Source organism: Streptomyces sp. NPDC048197, assembly GCF_043202395.1.
GTDB lineage: Bacteria > Actinomycetota > Actinomycetes > Streptomycetales > Streptomycetaceae > Streptomyces > Streptomyces siderophoricus.
On sequence record NZ_JBIDAJ010000013.1, the window covers coordinates 183,799 to 209,969 of the forward strand.

The window sequence follows — 26,171 nt, forward strand, 5'->3', positions numbered from 1 at the left end:
ACCGGCCCGCTACCTGCGGCTCTTCGACCGCGCGCACTAGGCCAGTGCACTAGTGTGATGCACTCCCAACTCCCTTGTTGTCCCTGATGTTTGCACCGTAAGCTGCTCGTGCTTACCGTGTCACCCATGACGTTTACCTCGTACACATCCCCCGCTCCCGCCCCCGAGCCGCGAGCCGGCCGCCGGGAGTGGATCGCCCTCGCCGTCCTCCTGCTGCCCTGCCTCCTGGTCTCCATGGACGTCTCGGTGCTCTACTTCGCGGTGCCGTTCCTGACCGCGCAGCTCGAACCGAGCAGCATCCAGCAGCTGTGGATCCTGGACGTCTACGGATTCGTCCTGGCCGGCCTGCTCATCACCATGGGCGCGCTGGGCGACCGCATCGGGCGCCGCCGGCTGCTGCTGTTCGGCGCCCTGCTCTTCGCCCTCGCCTCCGGGGTCGCCGCCTACGCCCGCAGCGCCGAAATGCTCATCGCCGCCCGGGCGTTGCTCGGCGTCGGCGGCGCGACCCTGATGCCGTCCACCCTGGCGCTGATCCGCAACCTCTTCCACGACGCCAAGCAGCGCGGCAAGGCCATCGCCATCTGGTCGGCCGCGACCATGGGCGGGATCGCGGTCGGACCGGTGCTCAGCGGACTGCTGCTGGAGCACTTCTGGTGGGGCTCGGTGTTCCTGATCAACACCCCGGCGATGGTGCTGCTGCTGGTCTGCGGGCCGCTGCTGCTCCCGGAGTTCAAGAACCCGACGACCGGCCGCTTCGACCTGCCCGGCTCGCTGCTCTCCCTGCTCGCCATGCTGCCGATCGTCTACGGCATCAAGGAGATGGCCCGCAACGGCGTGTCCGTCCTGCCCGCCCTCGCCCTGGTCGTCGGCCTGCTGGCCGCCGCGGGCTTCGTCCACCGCCAGCGCACCGCCCGCCACCCCATGCTCGACCTCGAACTCTTCCGGCACCGCGGGTTCAGCGTCTCGGTGCTGATGAACCTGCTGGCGATGTTCGCGATCGTCGGCTGCGCGGTCTTCTTCACCCAGTACCTGCAGACCGTACGGGGCATGAGCCCGCTGGAGGCCGCGCTGTGGAACCTGCTGCCGACCCTCGCCGTGGGCGGCATGGCCGCGGTGGCCACGGCGCTCGGCCAGCGGATGGACCGGGCGCACGTCATCGCCCTCGGCTTCGTCCTCGCGGCCGCCGGCTTCGTCTGGCTCTCCTGGGTCGAGCCGGGCTCGGCACTCTGGTACGTCCTGGTCGCCTCGTCCGTCTACGCCTCCGGCCTGGTGATGGTGGCCTCGCTCGGCAACGAACTGGCCCTCGGCGCGGCGCCCCCGGAGCGCGCGGGCTCCGCCTCGGCCGTGCTGGAGTCCGGCACCGAACTGGGCGGCGCGCTGGGCATGGCGATCCTGGGCAGCATCGGCAGCGCCGTCTACCGCGGCCACATGGACGACACCCTGCCGGCCGGCCTCCCCCAGGGGGCGGCCGACGCCGCACACGAGACGCTGGCCGGCGCCGCCGCGGTGGCCGCACACCTCCCGGCGCAGGCCGGCCGGGCGGTGCTGACCGCGGCCCGCGCGGCCTTCACCGACGGCCTGCAGACGGCCGTGCTGAGCGCCGCGGGCGTGATGCTCTGCGCCGCCGTACTGTCCGTGGCGCTGCTGCGGGGCGTACGTCCGGCGCCCGCGGAAGCCCCGGCGGAAAGCGAGCCGGCCCCGGCCCCCTCGGGGACGGTCAGCTGAAGTCGAACTCGCCGGTGCGGGTCCGCTTGAGCTCGAAGAACTTGTCGTAACCGGCGAGGAGGCGGGCGCCGTCGAAGACCCGCACCGCGTCCTCGCCGCGCGGGATCGCCATCAGCACCGGCCCGAAGAAGGCGACCCCGTCGATGTGGATCGTGGGCGTGCCGACGTCCTCACCGACCGGGTCCATGCCCTCGTGGTGGCTCTTGCGCAGCGCATCGTCGTACGCGTCGCTCCCGGCGGCCCGGGCCAGCCCGGCCGGCAGCCCGACCTCGGCGAGCGCCTCCTCGATGACGGCCGCGGTGTCCTCGCGGCCGTTGTTGTGGATACGGGTGCCCAGCGCGGTGTAGAGGTCGCGCAGCACACCCTCGCCGTGCTCCTGGGCCGCCGCGATGCACACCCGCACCGGGCCCCACCCGGAGTCCAGCAGCTCGCGGTACTTCTCGGGGAGGTCCGTGCGGCCCTCGTTGAGCACGGACAGGCTCATCACGCGGAACCGCAGGTCCAGCTCGCGGTGCTGCTCGACCTCCAGGATCCAGCGGGAGGAGATCCAGGCGAACGGGCAGATGGGGTCGAAGTAGAAGTCGACGGAGTGGCGGGAGGCGCTGGGCTGTGTCATACCGCGACCCTAAGCCGCCACCGGCCCGCCCGCCCGGTCCACCTGGTCGCGGCGATCGTGGGCCACTTGCGACCCTGCTCCTCGCCCACTCCTGGTCCGTTCCGTATCTCCTCCCCCTCCTCCGTGGCTACTCCGTGGTGCCGCCCAGCATCCGCTGCAGCAGCTCCTTCAGCAGCGTGCGCTCGGCGATCGTGAGCTTGCCGAGCGGCTCGCGGGCGAAGTGCAGCGACGTCCGCAGCGCCTCGGCGGTCCGCGCGCCCTCGTCCGTCGCGGCGGCGAGCTTGACGCGGCGGTCGTCCGGGTCGGGCCGGCGCTCGACCAGACCGCGGGACTCCAGGCGGTCCACGATGCCGGTGACGTTCGACGGCTCGCACTTCAGGCAGTTGGCGATCTTGCGCATGGGCTGCGGCCCGACCGCGAGCAGGCTGAGGACCCGGGCCTGCGTGCCGGTGAGGGAGTGCTCGGCCGCGGCGTGCTCGTACTCCTCGTGGTAACGGGCGACGACGGTGCCGATGAGATCGACGACCTCGACGGTCAAGGAGTCTGGACGCGGTGTCATGCGGACCAGGATAGCCGATTACTTGACATCATGAAATATCGAGTCCATGGTTGTTTCAGTACCTGAAGCATTAGGAGGATGGCTCTCATGTCCGCACTGCCCACGACCAGCCGCGAATGGCACCTCGTCGCCCGCCCGCACGGCTGGCCCACCCCGGAGGACTTCGCGCTGCGCGAGGCCGCGGTGCCCGAGCTCGCCGAGGGTCAGGTCCTCGTCCGCAACCAGCACTTCTCCGTCGACCCGTACATGCGCGGCCGGATGAACGACGTGAAGTCCTACGTCCCGCCCTTCCAGCTCGACGAGCCGATGGACGGCGGCGCGGTCGGTGAGGTCATCGCCTCCCGCGACGACTCCCTCGCCGTCGGCGACCACGTCCTGCACGGCCTCGGCTGGCGCGAGTACGCCGTCGTGGACGCCAAGCGGACCGCCAAGGTGGACCCGTCGCTGGCCCCGCTCACCGCCTACCTCGGCGTCCTCGGCATGCCCGGCCTGACCGCCTACGCGGGCCTGCTGGAGGTCGCGTCCTTCAAGGAGGGCGACGCCGTCTTCGTGTCCGGCGCGGCCGGTGCGGTGGGCAGCGAGGTCGGCCAGATCGCCAAGCTCAAGGGCGCCTCCCGGGTCATCGGCTCGGCCGGCTCCGACGAGAAGGTCAAGCTCCTGGTCGAGGAGTACGGCTTCGACGCCGCCTTCAACTACAAGAACGGCAACGTCACCCAGCAGCTGAAGGAGGCCGCGCCCGAGGGTATCGACGTCTACTTCGACAACGTCGGCGGCGACCACCTCGAAGCCGCCATCAGCGCCCTCAACGTCCACGGCCGAGCGGCCATCTGCGGCATGATCTCGATGTACAACGCCACCGAGCCGAGCCCCGCGCCGCGCAACCTCGCCATGGTCATCGGCAAGCGGCTGCGCCTCCAGGGCCTGCTGGTCAGCGACCACTCCGCGCTGCAGCCGCAGTTCGTCGAGGAGGTCTCCGCCTGGATCCGCTCCGGCGAGCTGAAGTACAGCGAGACCAAGGTCGCCGGCATCGAGCGCGGCGTGGACGCCTTCCTGGGCCTGCTCCGCGGTGAGAACACCGGCAAGATGATCGTGAGCCTGACGGAGGCCTGAGCGATCACCGGCGGCGGCCGCCGGCCGGCGAGCCCTCCCCGCCGTGCCCTTGCGCGGGCCCGTTAGGCTCGGCGGCAAGCCGTCGCGATCCGTGGGCGCGAGTCGCGGCGAACCACAGGAGGATTTCGTATGTCCATCCCTACCGTCGACGTCGTCTACACCGCCGTCGCCACCGCTGAGAACGGCCGTGACGGCCGCGTCGCCAGCGACGACGGCAAGCTCGACGTGGTCGTCAACCCGCCCAAGGAGCAGGGCGGCAGCGGCGCCGGCACCAACCCGGAGCAGCTGTTCGCGGCCGGTTACAGCGCCTGCTTCCAGGGCGCGCTCAGCGTCGTCGCCCGCCGGGAGAACGCCGATGTCTCCGGCTCCCGGGTGACCGCCAAGGTCGGCATCGGCAAGACCCCGGAGGGCGCCTTCGGCCTCACGGTCGAGATCGTCGCCGCCATCCCCACGGTCGACGCCGCCACCGCCAGGGACCTCGTGGAGAAGGCGCACCAGGTGTGCCCGTACTCCCACGCCACCCGCGGCAACATCGACGTCAAGCTGACCGTCGCCTGATCGTCGTCTGGCCGTCGTCTGACCAATCGCCGCGGTGGCGTCTCCGGCAGAGGCGTCTTCCGCGACGGCGACTCCCGTAACGGCGTCTCCGCGCACGTACCAGGGGCCGCATCCCGGACCGACCCGGGGTGCGGCCCCTGCCGCACACGGAGCCGGAGGCCCTCACATCACCCCGCTCCGCGACGCCCTCGTACGACCTCATGGGCCCGGCCCGCCGTACTGCAGCCCCCGTGTGACGCAGACCACGCGCACCGCACCTTGACGCACCCGCCATGTAATCGATTTCGTAGCCCCACGGCATCCCGTGAAAACGTTTACACGAACGATTCCGCGGGATGCCGTGAGGGCTACGCACCCGATTACACCCCCGAGCGGAACGGCAACGGCGCCATGGCGAACATCAAGGACGTGGCAGAGCGGGCAGGGGTCTCCGTGGCCACGGTCTCCCGGGTCCTCAACGGGCACAGCCCGGTCGCCGAGACCCGCGACCGGGTGCTCGCCGCCGTACGCGAACTGGGCTACCGCCCCAACAACGTCGCCCGCGCCCTGCGCACCGCCCGGACCGGCGCGCTCGGCCTGATCATCAGCGATCTGACCAACCCGTTCTTCACCGAGCTGGCCGACGCCGTCGAGGACGCGGCCCGCAGCCTCGGCTACAGCCTGGTCATCGGCAACGCCGGCGAACGCCCCGAGCAGCAGGACGACTACATCCGCACCCTGCTCGACCGCCGGATCGACGGGCTGCTGGTCAGCTCGGCCGGTACCGGTTCGGCGATGCTCCGCGAAGTCGTCGCCTCCGGCACCCCGCTGGTCCTGCTGGACCGCAGCGTCCCCGGCATCGACGCCCCCTGCGTACGCGCCGACGGCCGCGCCGCGCTCACCGAACTCGCCGGCCATCTCGCCGCGCTCGGCCGCCGCCGCCCCGCGATCATCGTCGCCCCGGCCGGCACCCCCACCGGCGACGAGCGCCTCGCCCTCTTCCGTACGGCGCTGGCCGACCACGGCATCCCGCTGCCCGACGAACGGGTCGGCGCCACCCCCGACCTCCAGCCCACCGGCGGCCGCCGGATGATGCGCGACTTCCTCGACCTCCCCGAGCCACCGGACGCGGTCCTGGCCACCGACAACCTGATGGCGCTCGGCGCGCTGGACGAACTCCGCGGCCGCGGACTGCGGGTCCCCGACGACATGGCGCTGGTGGTCTACGACGACGTGCCCTGGTTCGCCCACACCGATCCACCGCTGACCGCCATCGCCCAGCCCACCCGCGAACTGGGCCGGGCCGCCGTCCGCACCCTGCTGGCCCGCATCGAGGGCCGGCCCGCCGAATCGGTACTGCTCCCGGCCCGTCTCGTGCCCCGCCGCTCCTGCGGCGAACCAACGGCCGCCTGACCCACGGGCGGTGCCCGGGCAGTACCTACGCCTCCGACTGCGGCACCCAGCCCACCTGACCGTCTCCGATCTCCGTGCCTCCGGCATCCCGCCCCGACCGTCTCCGAGCTCCGGCGTCCCGCCTCCGACCTGTCGCACCCCGCCCGCCCGGCCGTCTCCGATCTCCGGGGGCCCCGGCCCCGACCGTTACGTACGCCTCCGACCTGTGGCACTCCGCCCAGTCGACCGTTTCCGAGGAGCACCCGAGGACCACCCGAGCAGCCACACCAGCCAGATCGGCGGGCAGCACCACAGCCGTCGAGCCAGCAGCAGCCAGACCAGTGAACAGCCAGCGCCAGCAGTCAGCAGCGAGCAACCGGCAACGAGCAACCGGCAACGAGCAGTCGCACGAGGACGAGAGGGGCAGCGCATGACCGGCGTCAACGACGACGTGCCGGACGGCATACCGGCCGATGTGCGGGACGGCGCACCGGGCGGCATACCAGCCGAAGTTCCGGGGGGCGTACGGGCCGACGTGCCGGGCAGTGTGGCAGCCGGCCTGCCGGGCGGCGTACCGGCCGACGTTCCGGACGGCCGCGAACTGTTGCGCGTGGAGGGGGTGACCAAGTCCTTCCCGGGAGTGCGTGCGCTGGACGGCGTGGACCTGAGTCTGCGCGGAGGCGAGGTGCACGTACTCCTCGGTGAGAACGGCGCGGGCAAGAGCACGCTCATCAAGATGCTCTCCGGCGCCCACCGCCCCGACCAGGGCCGCATCCTCGCCGCCCCCGGGCCGGAAGGGCCCGACGCCGGACGCACCCCCGGGCCCACCAGGCCCCGCAGACCCGGCACCAGGCCGGGCACCAAGGCCACCACCAGGCCCGGCACCCGGCCCACCACCAGGCCCGACGCCCCGCCCGGCGGCGGCCTGCGCGAGGTGCACATCCGCTCCGCCCAGGACGCCGAGCGGCTCGGCATCGCCACCATCCACCAGGAGTACACCCTCGTCCCCGGCCTGACCGTCGCCGAGAACCTCTTCCTCGGCCGCCAGCCGCGCACCCGCCTCGGCCTCATCGACAAGAAGGCGATGCGGGCCCGCGCCACCGAACTGCTGCGGCGCGTACGCCTGGACGTCTCCCCGGACACCCCGGTCGCCGAACTCGGCATCGCCCGCCTCCAGATGGTCGAGATCGCCAAGGCGCTCAGCCTCGACGCCCGGTTGCTGATCATGGACGAGCCGACCGCGGTGCTCACCTCCGAAGAGGTCGAGACCCTCTTCGGGATCGTCCGCGAACTGCGCGACGCCGGCGTCGGGATCCTCTTCATCACCCACCACCTGGAGGAGATCGGCGCGCTCGGCGACCGCGTCACCGTGCTGCGCGACGGCCGCTCGGTCGCCCAGGTGCCGGCCTCGACCGGCGAGGACGAGCTGATCCGCCTCATGGTGGGCCGGGACATCGCCGAGCAGTACCCGCGGCAGCGCCCCGACCGGCCCGGCCCGCCGCTGCTGCGGGTCCGCGGCCTCACCCGCCACGGCCGTGGCACCGGACCGGTGTTCCAGGACGTCGACTTCGAGGTGCGGGCCGGTGAGGTCGTGGGCCTGGCCGGCCTGGTCGGCGCGGGCCGCACCGAGGTGGCCCGGGCCGTCTTCGGGGTGGACCCGTACGACGCCGGCACGATCGAGATCGACGGCGAGCGGCTGGCCCGTGGCGACGTGCGTGCCGCGATGCGCGCCGGGCTCGGCCTCGTACCGGAGGACCGCAAGGGCCAGGGCCTGGTCCTGGACGCGTCCCTGCAGGACAACCTCACCCTGGCCCGGCTCACCCGCGACACCCGCGGCGGGCTGGTGGACCGCGGCGCCCAGCGACGCCGAGCGGCCACCGTGGCCGAGCAGTTGAAGGTCCGGATGAGCGGCCTGGCGCAGCCCGCCCGGACGCTCTCCGGCGGCAACCAGCAGAAGATCGTCATCGGCAAATGGCTGCTCGCGGACACCCGGCTGCTGATCCTCGACGAGCCCACACGGGGTATCGACGTCGGCGCCAAGGTCGAGATCTACCGGCTCATCAACGAGCTGACCGCGTCCGGCCGGGCGGTCCTGATGATCTCCAGCGACCTGCCGGAGGTGCTCGGCATGAGCGACCGGGTGCTGGTGATGTCCCAGGGCCGGCTGGCCGGTGAACTCACCGCCGAAGAAGCCACCCAGGACACCGTGATGGAGCTGGCCCTCCGCACGACCCACGAGACGGACGACGGCAGTGCCCACGGCACGGACGGCGGTAGTACCCACGGCACGGACGGCGGGCGGGCCCACGGCCCCGGCCGAGGCAAGGCTCACGAGACGGACCGGGGCAGGGCCCACGGCACCGGCCGCGTTAGGCCCCCCAGCACCGGCCGCGGTACGGCCCCCGGCACCGGCTGCGGTACGGCCGACGACTCTGACCACCGCACGGCCCACGGCACCGACCGCGGTGGGGTCCACGGCACCGATCCCGGCACGGCCCATGACACCGATCCCGGCACCGATCATCGCACGACCCCCGACACCGACCCTGGTACGCCTTCCGGCACCGACCCCGGCACGGCCCACGACACCGACCGCGTCGGGGCCCATGACACCGGCCACCACACGACCCACGGCACCGACCGACGCAGGTCCCCCGATACCGACCACCGCAACCACCCCGACACGAGCGCGATGGAGGGCTCCGATGTCCGCTGAGCTGATGTCCGCTGAGCTGAAGACAGGAGCCGCCGCCGAGGCGGCGGGACAGGCACCCGACCGGAGGCCAGGCGGCCGCCGGCCCGCGGAGTGGTTCTCCCGGGCGGTCCTCAAAAACGGCCCGCTCGGTGGCCTGGCCGCCCTGGTCGTGGTCATGGCCGCGCTCTCCAAGGACTTCCTCAACGGCCAGAACCTCCTCAACGTCGGTGTCCAGGCATCGGTCACCGCGATCCTCGCCTTCGGCGTCACCTTCGTGATCGTCTCGGCCGGCATCGACCTGTCCGTCGGATCGGTCGCCGCGCTCGCCGCCACCGTCGTCGCCTGGGCCGCCACCGGCCAGGGCCTGCCCGTCTGGATCGCCGTACTGCTCGGCCTCGCGGTCGGCGCGGGATCCGGACTGCTCTCCGGCGCACTGGTTGCCTACGGCAAACTGCCCGCCTTCATCGCGACGTTGGCGATGCTGTCCGTGGGCCGCGGTCTGGCCCTGGTCATCTCCGGCGGCTCGCCGATACCCTTCCCCGCCTCGGTCAGCAGGCTCGGTGACACCCTCGGCGGCTGGCTGCCCGTACCGGTGCTCGTCATGATCGGTACGGGGTTGGTCGCCGCACTGATCCTGGCCCGTACGTACGCCGGACGCGCGATGTTCGCGATCGGCGGCAACGAGGAGGCGGCCCGTCTCTCCGGCATCCACGTCAAGCGCCGCAAGCTCGTGATCTACGCGCTGTCCGGGTTGTTCGCGGCGGTCGCCGGCATCGTGCTCGCGGCCCGCCTCACCTCCGCCCAGCCCCAGGCGGCCACCGGCTACGAACTGGACGCGATTGCGGCCGTGGTGATCGGCGGGGCCAGTCTCTCCGGCGGCTCCGGCAAGGCGTCCGGCACCCTCATCGGCGCGCTGATCCTGGCCGTGCTGCGCAACGGCCTCAACCTGCTGAGCGTTTCGGCCTTCTGGCAGCAGGTGGCCACCGGCCTGGTCATCGCCCTCGCAGTCCTCCTGGACACGCTGCGCCGCCGGAGCACCCGATGAGGGCGGGGGCGTGGACGTGGGCGCGGCCGTGGGCGCGGGCAGTCGGAAAGGGTGCCGGTGGGGATGCCCGGGGTGGTACTCGTGGGGATGCCTATGAGGATGCCCGTGGGGACGCCCGAAAGCGTGCTCGCGGGGATGCTCGTGGGGAGGTCCGGCCGGACGCCTGGAGGGATGCGCGCGGGGACGTCCGTTGGGATGCCCAGAGGGACGCTCGCAGGGACGCCCGTGGGAATGCCCGAAAGGGTAGTGGCGGGGACCCTCGTGGGGAGGTCCGCCGGGACGCCCGGAGGGATGCGCGCGCGGAGGCCCGCCGGGGCGCCCGAAGGGATGCTCGTAGGGACACTCATGGGCGTGCCCGTAGTGGGAGAACGCCCGCGGCGGCGAGGGCGATGGCGGTGGCCGCGCCCCTCACGGCCGCCCTCGCGCTCACCGGCTGTGACCGCGGCGGCAACACCGACCTGGGCCTCGCGCTGTCCACGATGAACAACCCGTTCTTCGTCGGCATCAAGAAGGGCGCACAGGCCGAGGCCGACGCCCGCGGGCTGCACATCAACATCACCGACGCCCAGAACGACCCCACCCAGCAGATCAACCAGATGGAGACGTTCACCAGCCAGAACGTCAAGGCCGCCATCATCAATCCGGTCGACTCGGACGCCGCCGTCCCGGCCGTCGGCGTCGCCAACCGCGCGAAGGTGCCGGTCATCTCACTCGACCGCGGAGTCAACGGCGGCGCGGTCGGCTCGACCATCGCCTCCGACAACGTCGCCGGCGGCCGGCTCGCCGCGAAGACGCTGGCCGAATCGCTCGGCGGCAAGGGCAAGGTGGCCTTCCTCGAAGGACAGCCCGGCACCTCCGCCGCCCGCGAACGCGGCCGGGGCTTCGAGGAGGGCATGAGGAAGTACCCCGGCATCCAGGTCGTCGCCCGCCAGCCCGCCGACTTCGACCGCACCAAGGGCATGGACGTGATGACCAACATGCTCCAGGCCCACCGCGATATCGCCGGCGTCTTCGCCGCCAACGACGAGATGGCGCTCGGCGCCGCCAAGGCGCTGGGCGGCCGGTCGGGCAAGGACGTCAAGGTGGTGGCGTTCGACGGCACGCCCGACGGCATCACGGCCGTCCGCAACGGCACCCTGACCGCCACCATCGCCCAGCAGCCGGAACTCCTCGGCAAACAGGCCGTGGACTGGGCCCTGAAGGCCGCCCACGGTGAGAAGCTGCCGCAGTCGGTCAAGGTCCCGGTGGTACTGGTGACCCGCAAGAATGCGGCCACGTTCGACGGCGGATGAGGCCACCCCGCCCACAGTCCCGACACAGCCCCAACACCGGGGGCCGACCCCACTCAACACACCCGACAGCAACGACAGGCAGCAACGGCAGGCACTACAGCAACACCACACGCGACAGCCACAACAGCAACACCGCACACGACAGCGACAACAGCCAGGTGACAGCAACACACGGGGAACGCCACACGCCCCAACCACTCGCCACAACCCCACGCGTCTCAGCAACGACCTCGACAGCAACAACGTCGACTGCAACACCCTGACTGCAACGCCCAGACACATCACCTCGACAGCAACACCTCGACTGCAACAACACAACCAACGCACCACACAACCGACGCACCACACGAACAACGCACCACACACACGAGATCAGAAGGAGAGCGGCGCATGGACAGCCATCGGCAGCACCGGGCGACGCTCGGAAACGGGAGAACGGCGCATGTATGACGTCCTGGTGGTCGGCTCGGCCAACGCGGATCTGACGGTACGGGTAGAGCGACGGCCCGGCGCGGGGGAGACCGTGCTCGGCACGGACCTGGTCGAATCGGCCGGTGGCAAGGGCGCCAACCAGGCGGCCGCCGCGGCCCGGATCGGCGGGCGCACCGCCCTGCTGGCCCGGGTCGGCGGCGATGCCTACGGTGAACTGCTGCTGCACGCCCAGCGCGAGGCGGGCACCGACGTCACACCGGTCATCGTGGACGAGACGGCCCGCACCGGCACCGCGATGATCATCGTCGATCCGGACGGCGACAACAGCATCGTCGTCTCCCCGGGTGCCAACGCCGCCCTCACCCCGCAGGACGTGGCCGCGGCGAAGCAGACCATCGCCGCCTCCGCGGTGGTCTCCCTCCAGCTGGAGATCCCCATGGAGTCCGTACGGGCTGCCGCAGCCACCGCCGAACAGGCCGGAAGCCGCGTCGTCCTCAACCCCTCCCCGGCACCCGAGGCGGCCCTGGCCCCCGAACTCCTCGCGGTGGCCGACCCGTTGGTGGTCAACGAGCACGAGGCTCGCCAGCTCTCCGGCCGCGCCGACGGCACCCCCGCCGAGTGGGCTGGGGCACTGCGCGACCAGGGCGCCCGCTCCGTCGTCGTCACCCTCGGCGGCGACGGCGCGCTGGTCCTGGACGCCTCCGGAGCCACCGAGGTACCCGGCGTACGCGTCAAGGCCGTGGACACCACCGGCGCCGGCGACGCCTTCACCGGTGCCCTGGCCACCCGCCTGGCCCGCGGCGACAGCCTCCCCGAAGCCGCCCGCTTCGCGGTACGGGTCGGAGCCGCAGCAGTCACCAAGCCGGGCGCCCAGCCGTCCTACCCCACCCGCGCCGAACTGGAAGCCATGGTCCCGGAAACCGCCCAGGACACGGGTGACGGCAACTAAGGCACGCGCCGGCGTGCGGCCACCGTCCCGGGGCCTTGCCGGCCTGAGGTCACCGCCTCCGGTCTTGCCGGCCGGAGGCCACGGTGCCGGCCTTGTCGGTGTGCCGCCACCGTCCCTGGCCGTGCCGGCCTGAGGTCACCGTCCCCGGTGTTGTCGGCGTGCGTCCACCGTCCCCGGCCTTGCCGGGGACGCCCCGGCCCCCTCCCGGGGCAGCATGCCCGGGTGACCGACTGACGCCTGTCCTCTCCTTTGCTCCCAATCCTTTGACATCACCCCTTTGACACCACCCCTTTCGCCCCTTCCTCCCCCAGCTCCTTCGGTCCGTACAGCGCACGGTCCGCGCCCGTCGCCAGTGCCCAGTAGCGGTCGCCGTAGGACCAGTGCCACCACTCCGTCGGATAGTTGACCAGTCCGGCGCCGGTGAGCGCGGCGCTCACTATGCGACGGTGTTCGCGCGCCGCGGGGGACAGGTCCGGCGCGCCCGTGTAGCAGGCGCTGTCGCTCTCCTCGGGGGAGGCGTTGATCGGCGTCCCCATGTCGACCTCTTCGCCGTCGGTGGTGACAAGCGTGAGGTCCACCGCACCACCCGCGCTGTGCGGCGCTATCTCCGGCGGGGACACATACCGGCTGGCGGCCTCATGGACCCGTGCCCCGTCCCAGTCCGGGTGTGCGGCGCGCAGTTCGTCTGCGTACTCCTCGAAATAGCGTCGCTGGAGGCCTGGCGGGCGGTACCCCTCGACGAACTGCAGCCGCAGCCCGTCCGGCAGTGCCCGCTGCGCTTCCAGCAGCCGCCGCAGCACCCCCTCCCGCAGGTGCGCGAACGCCCCCTGCTCGTCGCGCCGGTCCGTGGCCACCAGCAGACCGGGCGCCGCGGACCGCACATCCACCAGCGGCTCACCGCACTCCTCGACCGGTATCGCCGCCACCGCGGGGTCCGACATCAGCGTGATCCGGTCACGGACGTCGCTCACCACCAGCTCCGCACCGTCGCCCGGCACCGGCGCGGTCCACTCGGCGGCCACCGCCACCCGCTCACCCGACGGCAGCCAGACCCCGCTCAGTCCGCAGGCCGGCCCGGGGCTGCCGACCTCCATCCCGTTGGCGAGCACGACGAGGAGCCCGTGCTCGCGCGCCATCTCGCCGTACCGCGCCAAGCGCTCCGCCGAATCATGGAAGGCGCTGGAGAGATACACCCGGCATCCTTCCGCCGCGGCCCGCGCCGGCACCTCGGGGAAGCTGTTGTCGAAGCACGTCGCCAGCGCGAACCGGATTCCGCCCAGGAAGAAGCGCCCCTCATTGCTACCCGGCGCGAAGACCTCGCTCTCGTCATCGGACACATGGATCTTGTCGTAGCGGGTCAGCAGGGCGCCGTCCGGTCCGTAGACGAACGAGGAGATCGTCGGCCGGCCACCGGGCTCCACGGCCCGGCCCGCAGCGTTCACCACCGCCGCCACCCCGCTCGCCCGGCAGGCGTCCCGGACCGGCGTCAGTCGGGCATCGTCGGGAGCAACCGTCAGCCGGTCCGGATCAGCCGCTATGAGCCGCAAGTCGTAGTGCGTCAGGGCGAGTTCGGAAAAGACCACCAGGCCGGCGCCACGGCTGGCGGCCTCGCCGATGAGCGCGGCCATCCGCGCGGCGTTGGCCTCGATATCCCCTGGCACGGGGGCGAACTGTGCGGCTGCGATGATCATTCCCCCATGATGCCCGCCGCGGCCCCGACGCGTGCGGGCCTGTGGATAACTCTTCGCAGGCCCGGTCGCGCCGGCTGTCCGCACCCGCGCGCCCCCTCCTTTCGCTACGGGCCCTTTCGCTACGAGTCCTTTTATTCGGCCGCCACCGTCACGATCTCCCGTACCTGCCGGGTGATCGCCATCCGGTTCTGCACCAGGACCGGGTCGGTGACCTGCCCGTTCGCCGGATCCGTGTTGTCGGGCCCGAACTCCAGGACGGGGGTGTGCAGATGCCCGCCCGGTAGCGTCGGACGCCCGACCGCATCCCGCAGCAGCGTCGCCCGATAAGCGATCTCATTGGACAGATAGTCCCCACCGCCCCCGGCCCGGGCGGTCGACCCGGGAGTCGGCCCGTCCGGCCGCTCGACCGGCGCCGTGCCGCCCGCCGGGATCTCCGTCACGGCGGTGTGATCGACCACCGGGTACGGCCCGGTACCGGCCGCCACGATCCGCGCGTACGGCAGGCTTGTGGTCGTCCACTGCGGCTGCGGCGTAACGGTCGGGACACCGGTCGGAATCGGCACGGTCTCCGTACGCGACTCCCGCACATTGTCCGGATAGCCGCCCCGCCAGGCCCCGTTGGTCCGCTCCACGTCGAACCGCCCCGGCCGCCCCTGGCTGATCGTCGTGAACAGGTCCACCTGCCGCGACCCGCGCCGGAAATACGGTGCCAGGGTGTGTTCCACCGTCCCCCGCGCGAAATCGGCCCACCGTACGGGGAAGACCGCGGCCTCGATCCGCGCCGGTTCACCCGACGCGGTCCGTATCGTCGTCCCGTCCAGCGCGAGCGCCGCCGCTCCCGACGGATTGCTCCGCCGCGGATCGGCATCCAGCTGGAACGGGTCGAACCCGGTCACCACGATCCGCAACAGGCGTTTGCCCGCAGGAAGCGCCGCAGGCAGCTCGATCGAGTCCTGGCCCCGCGATCCACGCTCCAACGAACCGAGCAGCGCCTCCCGTTGGGCGGCCGACAGGCCAAACCCCGGCCGCCACTGTCGCAGCTCCTTCGACATCCCCAACCGCGCCCAATACAGCGGGCGGTCGTCGTCCCGGCTGAGATCACCCCCCGCGGGCCCGCGCCCCTGCGCCCGGTCCACGGCACGCCGCCACAACGCCCGCCCTTCCGTCTCCACATACCGCCTGGCCTGCGGGTACGTACTCATCCGCGCCAGCCCACGCGCGAACTCCCGCTGCCATACGGCAAACCCACTGCGCCGCAGGAGCTCCTGAGGGGCGGCCTCCGTCAGTCGGCCCTCCTCCACGGTGAGGTCCGTCGTCGTAGGCGTACCGGCGGCGGTTGTGGGTCCCGCGGAGGCCACGGGGGCTATGGGGGCTGTAGAGGTTATGGAGGGTGGGGGCGCAGTGGCAGTGGCAGTGGTGGCGGTGGCGGTCGTTGTGGATGCCGTGGTTGTCGGGGTCGCTGCGGCCGATGGGGTGGGAAGGGACAGCGGAACGGTGGCCAACAGTGCGACACCGAGCGTGCCCAGCCGAGCAGTTGAGCGCCCGGCGCACGCCATGCGTGAGGGGTTGAAGAGCGATCTCATGGGGTGAGTAAAGCGGGGGCGCGGGACGCGGTGGTAGAGGGCAGGTGCGCGGTCCTGCACGGCCCGTCCGGCCCGTCACGTCCTCCGGCGGGTGCCTTCTCCGTCACCCGTCCCGCCGGCCGTGCCGTCGCTCGCGCTGGCGCCCGTCCCGCCGGCCGTGCCGTCGCTCGCGCTGGCGCCCGTCCCGCCGGCCGTGCTGGCGCTCGCGCTGGCGCCCGTCCCGCCGGCCGCGCTGGCGCTCGCGCTGGCGCCCGTCCCGCCGGCCGCGCTGGCGCCCGTCCCGTCGCCCGTGCTGGCGCTCGCGCTGGCGCCCGTCCCGTCGCCCGTGCCGTCGCTCGCGCTGGCGCCCGTCCCATCACCCGTCCCCTCGCCCTCCCCGCCCCGGAGCAACGCCACAAAGTCCCGGAACGCCGCGGGCATATCGACGTTCTCCGGGTCCAGCAGCCACTGCAGTTGGAGCCCGTCCATCACCGCGACCAGCAGCGGAGCCGCGCGCTCCGGCGTCAGGCCGCCGGGCAGCCGGTCCCCGAACTCGGCCCGCAGTGCGGCCGCCATCGCCGCGCGTACGGTCCGGAAACGGGACTCGAAGAAGGCGCGGGCCGGGTGGTCCTCGGTGACACTGTCGGCGGACAGGACGGTGTAGGTCTGGACGATGCCGGGGCGGGTGGCGTTGTAGTCGACGAGCTGGGCGAGCGTGTCGGTGCGCCAGGTACCGGACGCGGCGGCGGACGAGGTCAGATCCCAACGGTCGCGCGCCTCCAATACACCGACCAGCAGCAGCTCCTTGGTGGGGAAGTGGTGCAAAAGCCCCTGCTGGGTCAGCCCGGCACGCTCGGCAACGGCGGCCAGCGAGGTGCGGCGGTAGCCCCGCTCGGCGATGAGTTCCACGGCGGCCTCCAGGATGGCCTCGCGCCGCTCCGCGCGCTGGGCCTCCCGTCCGCCGCCCCGCCGCGGTCCCGTCCGACCGTCGCGGGGGGCGCCCCGATCTCGTGCTGTCACCGGCCGAGCGTAACCCCGGAGTGGAGAACTCGTACGGGCAAGGTAACGGACAGGTCACAATGCCTACCGTTCGGAAGGTTGGGCGATCAGAATCCGGCCAGGGGACACATGACGTCCGGGGTCAGTAGGTCCCATAGATCCGACAGGTCCCACAGCCCAACGGACCAGCAGCCCAACGGACCAACAGCCCAACGGCCCAGCAGCCCAGCAGCCCAACGGACCAACAGCCCAACGGACCAACAGCCCAACAGCCCTGCAGGCTCCAACAGGCACAGCAGCCCCTCCAGCCCCCACAGGCCCAACAAGCACAACAGCCCCCCAGCCCCCCCACAGGCCCAACAAGCACAACAGCCCCCCAGCCCCCCCCACAGGCCCAACAAGCACAACAGCCCCCCAGCCCCCCACAGGCCCAACAGGACCAACAGCGAGACCGGAGAGCTGTATGACCGACGCCCAGTCAGACCGCCCGTCCCGCGACACCGCCCCCGCTCAAGCCTCCACTCGTGCGGACGCACACCCCGATATGCACGCCGACGCCCTCACCGAGGCATCCGGCGGGATGCACGCCTGCGACGACACGAAGGCATACGGCGAGACGCACGACGCCGAACCCACGAACTCGTACGGCGAGATGCACCCCGACCCCGACCAACACGAGGATGCACTCGCAGGCGAACACGCCGCGGCCGTCGAACGGGCGCTCACCGCCCTCGACCTCGACACCAAGGTGCGGCTGCTGTCCGGCCAGGACATGTGGACCCTGCCGGCCGTCCCCGAGATCGGCCTGCGTTCGCTGGTGATGTCGGACGGCCCCGTCGGCGTCCGCGGCCAGCAGTGGAGCGCCGAAGACCCCTCGGTCGCCCTGCCCAGTCCCACCGCCCTGGCCGCGACCTGGGACCCAGAACTCGCCCGCCGCGCCGGGCACCTGCTCGCCCAGGAGGCCCGTCGCAAGGGCGTAGACGTCCTCCTGGCGCCTACCGTCAATCTGCACCGCTCCCCGTTGGGCGGCCGCCACTTCGAGTGCTACTCGGAAGACCCGCTTCTCACCGGCGCGATCGGCGCCGGATACGTACGGGGGGTGCAGGAAGGCGGCGTCGCCACCACGGTGAAGCACTTCGTGGGCAACGACGCCGAAACCGACCGGCTCACCGTCGACAACCGCATCGCTCCCCGACCGCTCCGCGAGCTGTACCTCGCGCCGTTCGAGCACATCGTCACCCACGCCCGCCCCTGGGGCATCATGACCGCCTACAACCAGGTCAACGGCTCGACGATGACCGAACACCGCTACCTCGTCCAGGACGTCCTGCGCGGCGAATGGGGCTTCGACGGCTGCAACGTCTCCGACTGGACGGCCGCCCGTGACACCGTCCGGGCGCTGCGCGGTGGCCTGGACGTGGCGATGCCCGGCCCGCGCACCGTTTACGGCGCACCGCTCGCCGAAGCCGTCCGGGCCGGCGAGGTGGCCGAAAACGAGGTGGACGACGCGGTCCGCCGCGTACTCCTGCTCGCTGCCCGTACGGGATGCCTCGCGGGCGTACCAGCCGCCGTCGCCCCGGCCGACGTTCCCCAGTACGTCGACGGCCCCGCCATGGCCCGCGAAATCGCCCGACGCGCGTTCGTCCTCCTCCGCAACGAGCCGGTCGGCGGTCAACCGCTGGCCGACGCGCCGGTAGCGGACAAACCAGCAACCCAGGCGTCGACGGCCCATGCGCCGGTAGCCGAGAAACCGAGAGCCCACGCATCAGACGGTCATGAACCACCAACCCACGAATCGGAAGGCCACGAAACGCCGACCCACGAATCGGAAGGCCACGAAACGCCGACCCACGAATCGGAAGGCCACGAAACCCCAACCCACGAATCGGAAGGCCACGAAACGCCGACCCACGAATCGGAAGGGCTCGAACCGGCAGCCCACAAAGCGGTGATCGGCGAGGCAGCGATGGTGGGTGAGGCGTTGACCGCCAAACCAGTGGGTGCCGCCCGCCGGGTACTACCCCTCGACGCAACGGCGATCCGCTCCCTCGCCGTCATCGGAGCCACCGCGCGCGACGCCCGCGTCCTCGGCGGCGGATCCGCGACCGTCTTCCCCGACCGGATCATCGCCCCGCTGGACGGACTACGCGCGGCCCTGCCCGACGACGTCGAGGTCACCTTCGCCGTCGGTGCCGACCCGCGCACCCGGATCCCGCACGCCCGTGCCGGGTTCACCCTGCATGCCCGCTACCTCGACGCGAACGGCAACCTCCTGGCCGAAACTCCGCAGTTCGACGGCAAGGTGCAGGTGATGGGCCGCTTCCCGGCCGGCGTCACCCGGCACAACCTCAGCGCCGTCGAACTGACCGGCAGCTACACCCCGCACCTCGGCGGCACCCACACCTTCGCCGTAGCGGGCACCGGCGCCCTCCGGCTGACCGTGGGCGGCACGGTCCTCTTCGACGGCACCAGCGCACCCGAGGGCAGCGACCCCTTCGAGGCATTCATGAAACCCGTCGAGCAGCAGGTGACGGCGGATCTGGCAGCGGGGGAGCGGGTCGACGTCACGCTGCGGTTCGTACCGCGCAGCCTCGGGCTGGGAGAGGGGCTGGACGCGCTGAACTTCACCCTCGGCCACAACGCGCCGCAGCTCGACGCGGACGCCGAGATCGAGGAAGCGGTCCGCGTCGCGGCCGCCGCCGATGTCGCGGTCGTGGTCGTCGCCACGACCGAAGAGGTCGAGTCGGAGGGCTTCGACCGACGTGACCTACGGCTTCCCGGCCGCCAGGACGAGCTGGTCACCCGCGTTGCCGCGGTCAACCCGCGCACCGTCGTCGTGGTCAACTCCGGCTCCCCGGTGGAACTTCCCTGGCGCGAGCAGGTAGCCGCTGTCCTACTGAGCTGGTTCCCGGGACAGGAGGCAGGCGCCGCCCTCGCCGACGTCCTGCTCGGGACCCACGAGCCCGGCGGCCGGCTCCCCACCACCTGGCCGGCTCGCCTCGACGATGCCCCGGTCACCACGGTCACCCCCACCAACGGACAACTCGCCTACTCCGAAGGCCCATTCATCGGCTACCGCGCCTGGCAGCGGTCCGAATCCCTCCCCGCCCCCGCCTACCCCTTCGGCCACGGCCTCGGCTACACCGACTGGGAGTACGAGTCCCTGGACACCACCCCCGACTCGGTACGCGTACGCCTCCGCAACACAGGCCCCCGCCCCGGCCGCGAAATCGTCCAGATCTACCTGGCCCCCACCCCCACGCCCACGACCCCGAACGGGCCTACGCCCACCCCGCCGGCGCCCGCCAACGCCACCCCACCCACCCCGAACGGCACCGAGCCCGCCCCGTACACCGCCACCTCCGGCACCGGCCCTGCCCCGACCTCGACCGTCGACGCCACCCGCGAGGAACCCGAACGACCGGCCCGCTGGCTGGTCGGCTTCGCCGTCGTCGAGGCTGGTCCGGGCGAGAGCACCGAGGCCGAAATCCCGCTCCCGGACCGTGCCTTCGAGATCTGGGACGAGGAGGCAGGCGGCTGGCGCCGAATCAAGGGCGTCTACACCGTCGAGGCGGCCCACAGCCTCACCGACCGCCGCCTCACAGCCGAGGTCACCGCCGCTTGACAGCCAGGGCCAGTCATCGCCGTCTGATAGCCAGGGCCAGTCATCGCCGCCTGACAACCCAGGTCGCCGCGACCTGCCGACCAGAGCCGGTCACTGCCGCGTGCCTCAAGTCCCCGTGCCTGGGCCCGCCTGCCTGGGCCCCCGGCCCTCCCCCCCGCCCCCACCTCCCCCTCCACACGACGTACAGCGCATCCGCGTCGCGACCCCGGGATACAGCACGTCCTTATCGCGGCACCCCAGCTACAGCGCATCCACAAGGCAGCCCCCGGATACAGCGGAGTCACATCGCGGCAGCTCGGACACAGCGGAGCGACATCGCGGCACCCCGGCTACAGCGGAGCCATATCGCGGTGCCGTGGCTACAGCACGTCCACAACGCGGCACCCGGCGCGCAGCACCCACCCGCCCTGCCGATGCAGCACCGCCCACGCCCAGTTCGAGACGCCTCCCTGCCAGCGACCCGCAGTAGCCCGAACCGAACCGGCACCGCGGCCACAACCGGTCCTTAAGAGTTCTGCACCGACACATCGCCTCCGCTCGTGTGGGCCGTCACCTTGTGCGGGGAGTGCGGGTCCGTCGGTACGGAGACCTTGCTGGTGCCGCCGGAGGTTGTGGCCTTGACCGCGTAGCTTCCCTTCGGGAGGCGGACGGTGACGTTGCCTCCGCTGGTGCGGGCCGAGATGTCGTCGGGCATGGTGGTCAGCGTCAGGTCGACGTCTCCGCCGCTGGTTCTGGCCTGGGCTCTGCGGGCCGTGGAGTCCGCGATGGTGACGTCACCGCCGCTGGTCTCCGCGTCGATGGCGCCCGAGGTGCCGCGGACGGTGACGTCCCCGCCGCTGGTGTGCAGACTGACGGAGGCATCGCGCGGCAGCAGCACCCGGAAGTCCACCTCGCACTTGCGGCCCATGCCGCAGTCCTCGGCCTTCAGGGTCAGCCGGCCGTCCTTGACGCTGTGTGCCGGGGTCGGCTTGTGGTCGTTGTAGCGGTACTTCTCCGTGACCTTCACCGAGCCGCCGGCCGCGACCGGGACCACCTCGATGTCCCCGCCATGGGTCGTCGCCGAGAGAGCGGTGATCTTTCCGTCCACGGTGTACGTGCGCTTCGCCTCCTTGGTCGGGCCGAAATCGGAGAGCGAGCAGCCGGCCACCAGCGCGGTCAATGCCGCACAGGACAGGACGAGATGAGGAGCGCGGAGGCGGGCCATGGTGATACGTCTCCCGAGACGAAGGGAAGGGGACCGAAGCGGTTCCGGACCGGGTGGGCCGGACACTGATCATCTTCGGGTATCGCGAATCGGGAATCGTCACCGCAGGGTATGACCTTTGGCATCACCGCACGGTATGAGAAGCCCCTAGGGGATCCACCCCTGCGACGCCCCAGGACCCCTAAGGGCTGCCCCCTGGGGAGTCACGCAACGGCCCTGGCCCCCGGCCCCGGCTCACGCAGCGCCCGCCTCCCCTGGGCGTACCGAGAAGCGGTAGACGGTCTCCGAGTGGTAGACCTCGCCGGGGCGCAGGACGGTGCTGGGGTAGTCGGGGCGGTGGGGAGAGTCCGGGAAGTGTTGGGTCTCTAGGGCGAGGCCGGCCGCCGGGCCGTAGGGCAGGCCGGAGAAGCCGGTCAGGGAGCCGTCGAGGTGGTCGGCGGTGTAGAGCTGCAGACCGGGTTGCGTCGTGGCCAGCTCCAGGGCGCGGCCGGAGGCCGGGTCGTACAGCTCCGCGACCGGACGCGGGGTGGTGCTCACGCCGCCGTCCAGCACGAAGTTGTGGTCGTACGGGCCGCCCACCGCACGTGCGGTCCGGAAGTCGAAGCGGGTGCCGGCGACCTCGGCCGGCGCGCCGGGCAGCGGAATGCCGGTGTCGTCGACGGGGGTGTAGCGGCTCGCGGCGAGCCGCAGCTCGTGCCCGGTGGCGCTGCCGCTGCCGTCACCGCCCAAGTGGAGATAGGTGTGGTTGGTGAGGTTCACGACGGTGGGGGCGTCGGTGTGCGCGTCATAGGAGAGGTGCAGGGCGCTGCCGTGCGGGCCGGGGGAGAGGGTGTAGGACACCCGCACGTCCAAGTTGCCGGGGAAGCCCTCCTCGCCGTCGGGGCTGACCCGGTGGAGCTCCACTCCGTCCTCGATCTGCCGGGCGTCCCACACCACTCGGGAGAAGTTGCGCGGCCCGCCGTGCAAGCTGTTGCGCCCGTCGTTCGCCGTCAGTGGGTACGTCCTGCCATCGAGGGGGAAGGCAGCCCCGGCGATCCTGTTGGCGTAGCGGCCGACCAGCGCGCCGAAGTGGGAGCCGCCGTGGGCCACGTACGAGGCCAGGTCGCGGAAGCCGAGCGCCAACTGGGCGGACCTGCCTTCCCGGTCGGGGGCCTCGACGGTCTGGACGATGCCGCCGTACGTCAGGACCCGCACCCGTAGTGCGTCCGGTCCGGTGCCCGCCTCCAGGGTCCAGCGGTCGACGCCGGTTCCGTCGTCCAGCATGCCGAAGGGTTCCCTGCTGACCTGCGTCTTCATGGGCATGAGCCTATGCCTGGTCGGGAGCCGATGCCTGGTGGGAGGCGACTGCCGCGCGCCCTACGGGACACACGTTGCCCACGCCGCACACCGCCCCGCAGGCCATCCGCCCCCGCGCTGCTCACGCCGCACACCGTCCGCGCGCTGTCCGCCCCGCCCCACACAGCGCCGGCTCAGTGCCGCCCACAGGCCGCCCAACACGCCGAACTCCGCAGCCCAACACGCCGACCTCCACCCGCCAAAGGCACGGGTCCGCCAGACGGACCCGCCGGACGGACACACTGGATCGACCGCTGGACCAACCCACTCGACCAACCCGCTGGACCAACCAACGCGCTGACCAGCCCCCGCTACCCCTGCCTGCGCGTGATCGTCCGGAACGCCAGCTCCGCCAGTTCCTTCTGGCCGCCGGCGCCCGGGTGGAACCAGTCCCAGGTGCTCAACTGGCGCCCGGTGAAGCGGTAGTCGAAGACCGCGGGGTCGAAGCGGCACAGCGGGTCCTTGCCGCAGACCTCGGCCAGCGCCGAGTTGTAGGCCATGACCCGCTCGCGCACCTTCTCCCGCCGGTCCTGGGCCGGCTTGGTCAGGTCGTCCGGGTCCCGCAGCATCGATCCGCAGATGCCGAGCTTCCAGACTTCCTTGCCGAGCGGGTTCTTGCGTCCCTCGGACCACAGCCGCAACAGGTCGGGCACCGACGCAACATAGACCTGTGTGTGCGGCAGCGAGCGCCGCAGCGCCTTCAGGGAGCGCGTGAAATCGGCGCGGAAGGAGGCGGTGGGGGTCATCGCCCCGACGTTGGGGCGGCAGGCGTCGTTGGCGCCGATCAGGACGGTGACCAGTTCGGGCTTCCGTAGGGCCGCGGCGGCTACCTGGCCGGGCAGGTCGTTCATCAGGGCACCCGCCCGGGCGAAGTTCCAGCTGTGGGTGGCGGGACGTTTCACCAGGCGTCTGGCGAGGCTGTCGACCTTGGGGTCGGTGCCGGTGGACCAGGAGACCGCGGGGCATTCGGAAAGGATGGTGCAGGCGTTGAAGCCGACGGTGATCGAGTCGCCGAGCGCCGCGATCGAGCCGGGGTGGGTGCGCCAGGCGGGCGCCTGTTTCGCCTGCCGTCCGGCCGACGGGCTGGAGTGGGGACGTGCGCTGTCGCCGGCACTACAGGAAGCGAGGGCGAGCAGCAGGGTGGAGACTGCGGAGACGGCGGTGACGGAACGTGTCCGGCGTGCGCGACGACCGTGGCGACGGAGGCGAAAGGGCCGATCGATCTGGGTCATCCCCTGTCCCCTCCGGCGTGCGAGTGATATCTCTTCGGGTACCGACGGTACGTCACCCCCTCGTCCGGCACCGCGCGGTAGCTTTGCCCCGTGCCTGCCGGGCGGTGACCCAAAGTGGCACGTGCGGTCGGCACAGACAAATTACATCACGTCATTTCCTGTCCCTTTTGCGGCAAATTCCGCCTAATGGTGTTTACTGTAGGTCACCTCGCATGCTGGTGCCGAAGTGATCACTGGGGCAGAATGGCAACTGTCCCGGCCGCAACCGGAACGGGCACGAGGCCGCTGGGGAAGGCGAACCTCGAACCGCACTGGAGGTCCCGGTGACGACACGTGGAGTTCTGTACGTCCACTCCGCTCCGCGCGCGCTGTGCCCGCACGTCGAATGGGCCGTGGCGGGCGTCCTCGGAGTGCGCGTCAACCTCGACTGGATCCGGCAGCCGGCGTCGCCGGGCACGTGGAGAGCCGAATTCTCCTGGCAGGGCGAGGCCGGTACGGCCTCCAAGCTCGCCTCCGCGCTGCGCGGCTGGCACCTGCTGCGCTTCGAGGTGACCGCGGAACCCTGCGCCACCGCTGAGGGCGAGCGCTACAGCTCCACCCCCGACCTGGGCATCTTCCACGCCGTCACGGGCATCCACGGCGACATCCTGATCCCCGAGGACCGGCTGCGCGCCGCCGTCGCCCGCTCCGCGCGCGGCGAGACCGAGCTGGCCGCCGAGGTCGCCAAGCTCCTCGGCAAACCCTGGGACGACGAACTGGAGCCCTTCCGGTACGCGGGTGAGGGCGCCCCAGTGCGCTGGCTCCACCAAGTCGTATGAGGCGTGAGGCGCCCGTGCGCTGGCTCCACCAGGTCGTATGAGGCGTGAGGCGCCGTGCGCTGCCTGCATCAGGTCCTATGAGGCGTGAGGCGCCGGTGCGCCGGCTTCACCACGCCATAGGGGGAATGAGGCGCCCGTGCGCTGCCTCCAATAGGGCGGTGCCTGCACCAGGGCGTTGCCTCCAACAGGGGGTTGCCTGCACCAGGGTGTTGCCGCCACCAGGGCGTCCGGCGCCCCCGCCGAGGTGCCCGAAGGGCGACGACACACCGACCCCGGTTGCCCTGGAGTGTGCTCGAAGACTTAGCGTGCCCTCATGGCCGACAACAACTCTCCCGAACCCGACACCCTGTCAGTAGCCGTCCTGGGCACCGGAATCATGGGGACGGCGATGGCCCGCAACCTCGTTTGGGCCGGGCTGGACGTCCGGGCATGGAACCGTACCCGGGCCAGGGCCGAGCCGCTGGCGGCCGACGGGGTGCGGATCGCCGACACGCCCGCGGAGGCGGTGGGCGGCGCCGATGTGGTGCTCACCATGCTGCTCGACGGGGACGCCGTCCTGGACGCGGTGCGGCAGGCCGCCCCGGCGCTGCCCGCCGGCGCCCTCTGGCTCCAGATGAGCACCGTGGGCGACGAGGCGCTCGACCCGCTCGCCCGTCTCGCCGACGACCATGGACTGCGGTTCGTCGACGCCCCCGTATTGGGCACCAAGGCGCCTGCGGAGAAGGGGGAGTTGACGATTCTGGCGGCCGGTTCACCGGACGTGCGGGAGCGCGCCGAGCGGGTCTTCGGGATCGTCGGCAGCCGCACCCAGTGGGTGGGCGAGGACGGTGCGAGCGGGGCCGCCAGCCGGCTCAAACTGGTCGTCAACAGCTGGGTGATGACCCTCATCAACGGCACGGGGGAGACCATGGCGCTGGCCAAGGGGCTCGGCGTGGACCCGCGCGAGGTGCTCGCGGCGGTCGCCGGCGGGGCGCTGGACGTGCCGTATCTGCGGATGAAGTCCGACCTGATCCTCTCCGGTGAGTACCCCGCGAGCTTCACCGTCTCCGCCGGCCGCAAGGACACCCGCCTGATCACCGAGGCCGCCCACCGGGCCGGCGTACGGGTGGATCTGGCCGAGGCGGCCGCCGAGCGCTTCCGCCGGGCCGAGGCGCAGGGGCACGGCGACGAGGACGGCGCGGCGGCGTACTTCGCCAGCTTCGACGACTGAGGGCACCGGACCGGGAAAGGCGGAGGGGCCCGCCCGGCGAACGTCACCGACGCTGTTGGTTAATTCGGGCCCGAGCGTGACGTCGGCCTTCACGACCTGGTTGTGGTCGTGAAGGCCGACGTTGTGTCTGGGGAGGGCGTCCG

General features: G+C 71.7%; 16 protein-coding genes and 3 pseudogenes. 11 read left to right on the forward strand and 8 right to left on the reverse strand.

The window, feature by feature from the left end; all coding sequences use genetic code 11:
- Window positions 1-126 precede the first annotated feature (126 nt).
- Complete coding sequence (locus ACGF4C_RS19530; RefSeq protein WP_393567736.1) at window positions 127-1,725, forward strand: MFS transporter; 1,599 nt, start codon at window positions 127-129, stop codon at window positions 1,723-1,725.
- Here the strand turns inward: ACGF4C_RS19530 and ACGF4C_RS19535 are convergent.
- Window positions 1,718-2,341: a disulfide bond formation protein DsbA gene (locus tag ACGF4C_RS19535; protein WP_201808085.1), complete on the reverse strand. Its 624-nt coding sequence runs from the start codon at window positions 2,339-2,341 to the stop codon at window positions 1,718-1,720. The two genes, ACGF4C_RS19530 and ACGF4C_RS19535, sit on opposite strands and share 8 nt — an antisense overlap.
- Window positions 2,342-2,468: 127 nt before the next feature.
- A complete protein-coding gene (locus ACGF4C_RS19540; RefSeq protein WP_030416253.1) occupies window positions 2,469-2,900 on the reverse strand; it encodes a MarR family winged helix-turn-helix transcriptional regulator in 432 nt (143 codons plus the stop codon).
- A gap of 87 nt (window positions 2,901-2,987) precedes the next feature.
- Between ACGF4C_RS19540 and ACGF4C_RS19545 the strand changes: the two genes are divergently transcribed.
- From ACGF4C_RS19545 to ACGF4C_RS19575, 7 genes and pseudogenes are all read left to right on the forward strand, one after another.
- A complete protein-coding gene (locus ACGF4C_RS19545) occupies window positions 2,988-4,010 on the forward strand; it encodes an NADP-dependent oxidoreductase (RefSeq protein ID WP_393567737.1) in 1,023 nt (340 codons plus the stop codon).
- Between the two features lie 129 nt (window positions 4,011-4,139).
- Window positions 4,140-4,568, forward strand: a complete 429-nt coding sequence (locus ACGF4C_RS19550) for an organic hydroperoxide resistance protein (RefSeq protein ID WP_393567739.1) — start codon at window positions 4,140-4,142, stop codon at window positions 4,566-4,568.
- Window positions 4,569-4,958: 390 nt separating this feature from the next.
- On the forward strand, window positions 4,959-5,960 hold the full coding sequence (locus ACGF4C_RS19555; RefSeq protein ID WP_393567740.1) for a LacI family DNA-binding transcriptional regulator: 1,002 nt from the start codon (window positions 4,959-4,961) through the stop codon (window positions 5,958-5,960).
- Window positions 5,961-6,498: 538 nt separating this feature from the next.
- Window positions 6,499-8,161: pseudogene (locus ACGF4C_RS19560) on the forward strand (sugar ABC transporter ATP-binding protein); the annotation flags it as partial.
- A 495-nt stretch (window positions 8,162-8,656) separates the two neighbouring features.
- Window positions 8,657-9,741, forward strand: a pseudogene (locus ACGF4C_RS19565) (ABC transporter permease); the annotation flags it as partial.
- A gap of 327 nt (window positions 9,742-10,068) precedes the next feature.
- Complete coding sequence (locus ACGF4C_RS19570) at window positions 10,069-10,971, forward strand: D-ribose ABC transporter substrate-binding protein (RefSeq protein WP_393567767.1); 903 nt, start codon at window positions 10,069-10,071, stop codon at window positions 10,969-10,971.
- 442 nt (window positions 10,972-11,413) lie between these two features.
- Entirely contained in the window at window positions 11,414-12,352 is a 939-nt protein-coding gene (locus tag ACGF4C_RS19575) for a ribokinase (RefSeq protein WP_393567742.1), read from the forward strand.
- A 269-nt stretch (window positions 12,353-12,621) separates the two neighbouring features.
- On the opposite strand, the gene ACGF4C_RS19580 is transcribed toward ACGF4C_RS19575, so the two are convergent.
- The 3 genes and pseudogenes from ACGF4C_RS19580 to ACGF4C_RS19590 all read right to left on the reverse strand — a co-directional run.
- Window positions 12,622-14,043 carry a nitrilase-related carbon-nitrogen hydrolase gene (locus ACGF4C_RS19580; RefSeq protein WP_393567743.1) on the reverse strand — a complete coding sequence of 474 codons (1,422 nt, stop codon included), beginning with the start codon at window positions 14,041-14,043 and terminating at the stop codon, window positions 12,622-12,624.
- Between the two features lie 131 nt (window positions 14,044-14,174).
- Window positions 14,175-15,401 (reverse strand): pyroglutamyl peptidase, encoded by a 1,227-nt coding sequence (locus ACGF4C_RS19585; protein WP_393567745.1) that lies wholly within the window; start codon window positions 15,399-15,401, stop codon window positions 14,175-14,177.
- Between the two features lie 609 nt (window positions 15,402-16,010).
- A pseudogene (locus tag ACGF4C_RS19590) lies at window positions 16,011-16,625 on the reverse strand (TetR/AcrR family transcriptional regulator); the annotation flags it as partial.
- A 631-nt stretch (window positions 16,626-17,256) separates the two neighbouring features.
- Between ACGF4C_RS19590 and ACGF4C_RS19595 the strand changes: the two are divergent.
- Window positions 17,257-20,229 carry a beta-glucosidase gene (locus ACGF4C_RS19595; RefSeq protein WP_393567769.1) on the forward strand — a complete coding sequence of 991 codons (2,973 nt, stop codon included), beginning with the start codon at window positions 17,257-17,259 and terminating at the stop codon, window positions 20,227-20,229.
- A 505-nt stretch (window positions 20,230-20,734) separates the two neighbouring features.
- Here the strand turns inward: ACGF4C_RS19595 and ACGF4C_RS19600 are convergent.
- The 3 genes from ACGF4C_RS19600 to ACGF4C_RS19610 all read right to left on the reverse strand — a co-directional run bounded on the left by ACGF4C_RS19600 (window position 20,735) and on the right by ACGF4C_RS19610 (window position 24,000).
- Window positions 20,735-21,433 (reverse strand): DUF4097 family beta strand repeat-containing protein, encoded by a 699-nt coding sequence (locus ACGF4C_RS19600; protein ID WP_351529361.1) that lies wholly within the window; start codon window positions 21,431-21,433, stop codon window positions 20,735-20,737.
- Between the two features lie 234 nt (window positions 21,434-21,667).
- Window positions 21,668-22,729, reverse strand: a complete 1,062-nt coding sequence (locus tag ACGF4C_RS19605) for an aldose epimerase family protein (protein ID WP_393567746.1) — start codon at window positions 22,727-22,729, stop codon at window positions 21,668-21,670.
- A gap of 350 nt (window positions 22,730-23,079) precedes the next feature.
- Window positions 23,080-24,000 (reverse strand): SGNH/GDSL hydrolase family protein, encoded by a 921-nt coding sequence (locus ACGF4C_RS19610; RefSeq protein WP_393567748.1) that lies wholly within the window; start codon window positions 23,998-24,000, stop codon window positions 23,080-23,082.
- 323 nt (window positions 24,001-24,323) lie between these two features.
- On the opposite strand from ACGF4C_RS19610, the gene ACGF4C_RS19615 reads away from it, so the two are divergent.
- Together ACGF4C_RS19615 and ACGF4C_RS19620 are read left to right on the forward strand one after the other, a co-directional pair.
- The gene (locus ACGF4C_RS19615; RefSeq protein WP_030414591.1) at window positions 24,324-24,818 is read left to right on the forward strand and encodes a DUF3145 domain-containing protein; all 495 of its coding nucleotides are present in this window, start codon (window positions 24,324-24,326) and stop codon (window positions 24,816-24,818) included.
- Window positions 24,819-25,131: 313 nt separating this feature from the next.
- Window positions 25,132-26,028, forward strand: a complete 897-nt coding sequence (locus ACGF4C_RS19620) for an NAD(P)-dependent oxidoreductase (protein ID WP_393567750.1) — start codon at window positions 25,132-25,134, stop codon at window positions 26,026-26,028.
- Window positions 26,029-26,171 lie beyond the last annotated feature (143 nt).

Coding starts and splice junctions, on each gene's coding strand:
- ACGF4C_RS19580 (WP_393567743.1), bottom strand. CDS start 14,043: ATGATCATCGCAGCCGCACAGTTCGCCCCCGTGCCAGGGGATATCGAG.
- ACGF4C_RS19620 (WP_393567750.1), top strand. CDS start 25,132: ATGGCCGACAACAACTCTCCCGAACCCGACACCCTGTCAGTAGCCGTC.
- ACGF4C_RS19540 (WP_030416253.1), bottom strand. CDS start 2,900: ATGACACCGCGTCCAGACTCCTTGACCGTCGAGGTCGTCGATCTCATC.
- ACGF4C_RS19550 (WP_393567739.1), top strand. CDS start 4,140: ATGTCCATCCCTACCGTCGACGTCGTCTACACCGCCGTCGCCACCGCT.
- ACGF4C_RS19545 (WP_393567737.1), top strand. CDS start 2,988: ATGTCCGCACTGCCCACGACCAGCCGCGAATGGCACCTCGTCGCCCGC.
- ACGF4C_RS19570 (WP_393567767.1), top strand. CDS start 10,069: ATGGCGGTGGCCGCGCCCCTCACGGCCGCCCTCGCGCTCACCGGCTGT.
- ACGF4C_RS19595 (WP_393567769.1), top strand. CDS start 17,257: ATGCACCCCGACCCCGACCAACACGAGGATGCACTCGCAGGCGAACAC.
- ACGF4C_RS19530 (WP_393567736.1), top strand. CDS start 127: ATGACGTTTACCTCGTACACATCCCCCGCTCCCGCCCCCGAGCCGCGA.
- ACGF4C_RS19600 (WP_351529361.1), bottom strand. CDS start 21,433: ATGGCCCGCCTCCGCGCTCCTCATCTCGTCCTGTCCTGTGCGGCATTG.
- ACGF4C_RS19605 (WP_393567746.1), bottom strand. CDS start 22,729: ATGAAGACGCAGGTCAGCAGGGAACCCTTCGGCATGCTGGACGACGGA.
- ACGF4C_RS19575 (WP_393567742.1), top strand. CDS start 11,414: ATGTATGACGTCCTGGTGGTCGGCTCGGCCAACGCGGATCTGACGGTA.
- ACGF4C_RS19535 (WP_201808085.1), bottom strand. CDS start 2,341: ATGACACAGCCCAGCGCCTCCCGCCACTCCGTCGACTTCTACTTCGAC.
- ACGF4C_RS19610 (WP_393567748.1), bottom strand. CDS start 24,000: ATGACCCAGATCGATCGGCCCTTTCGCCTCCGTCGCCACGGTCGTCGC.
- ACGF4C_RS19555 (WP_393567740.1), top strand. CDS start 4,959: ATGGCGAACATCAAGGACGTGGCAGAGCGGGCAGGGGTCTCCGTGGCC.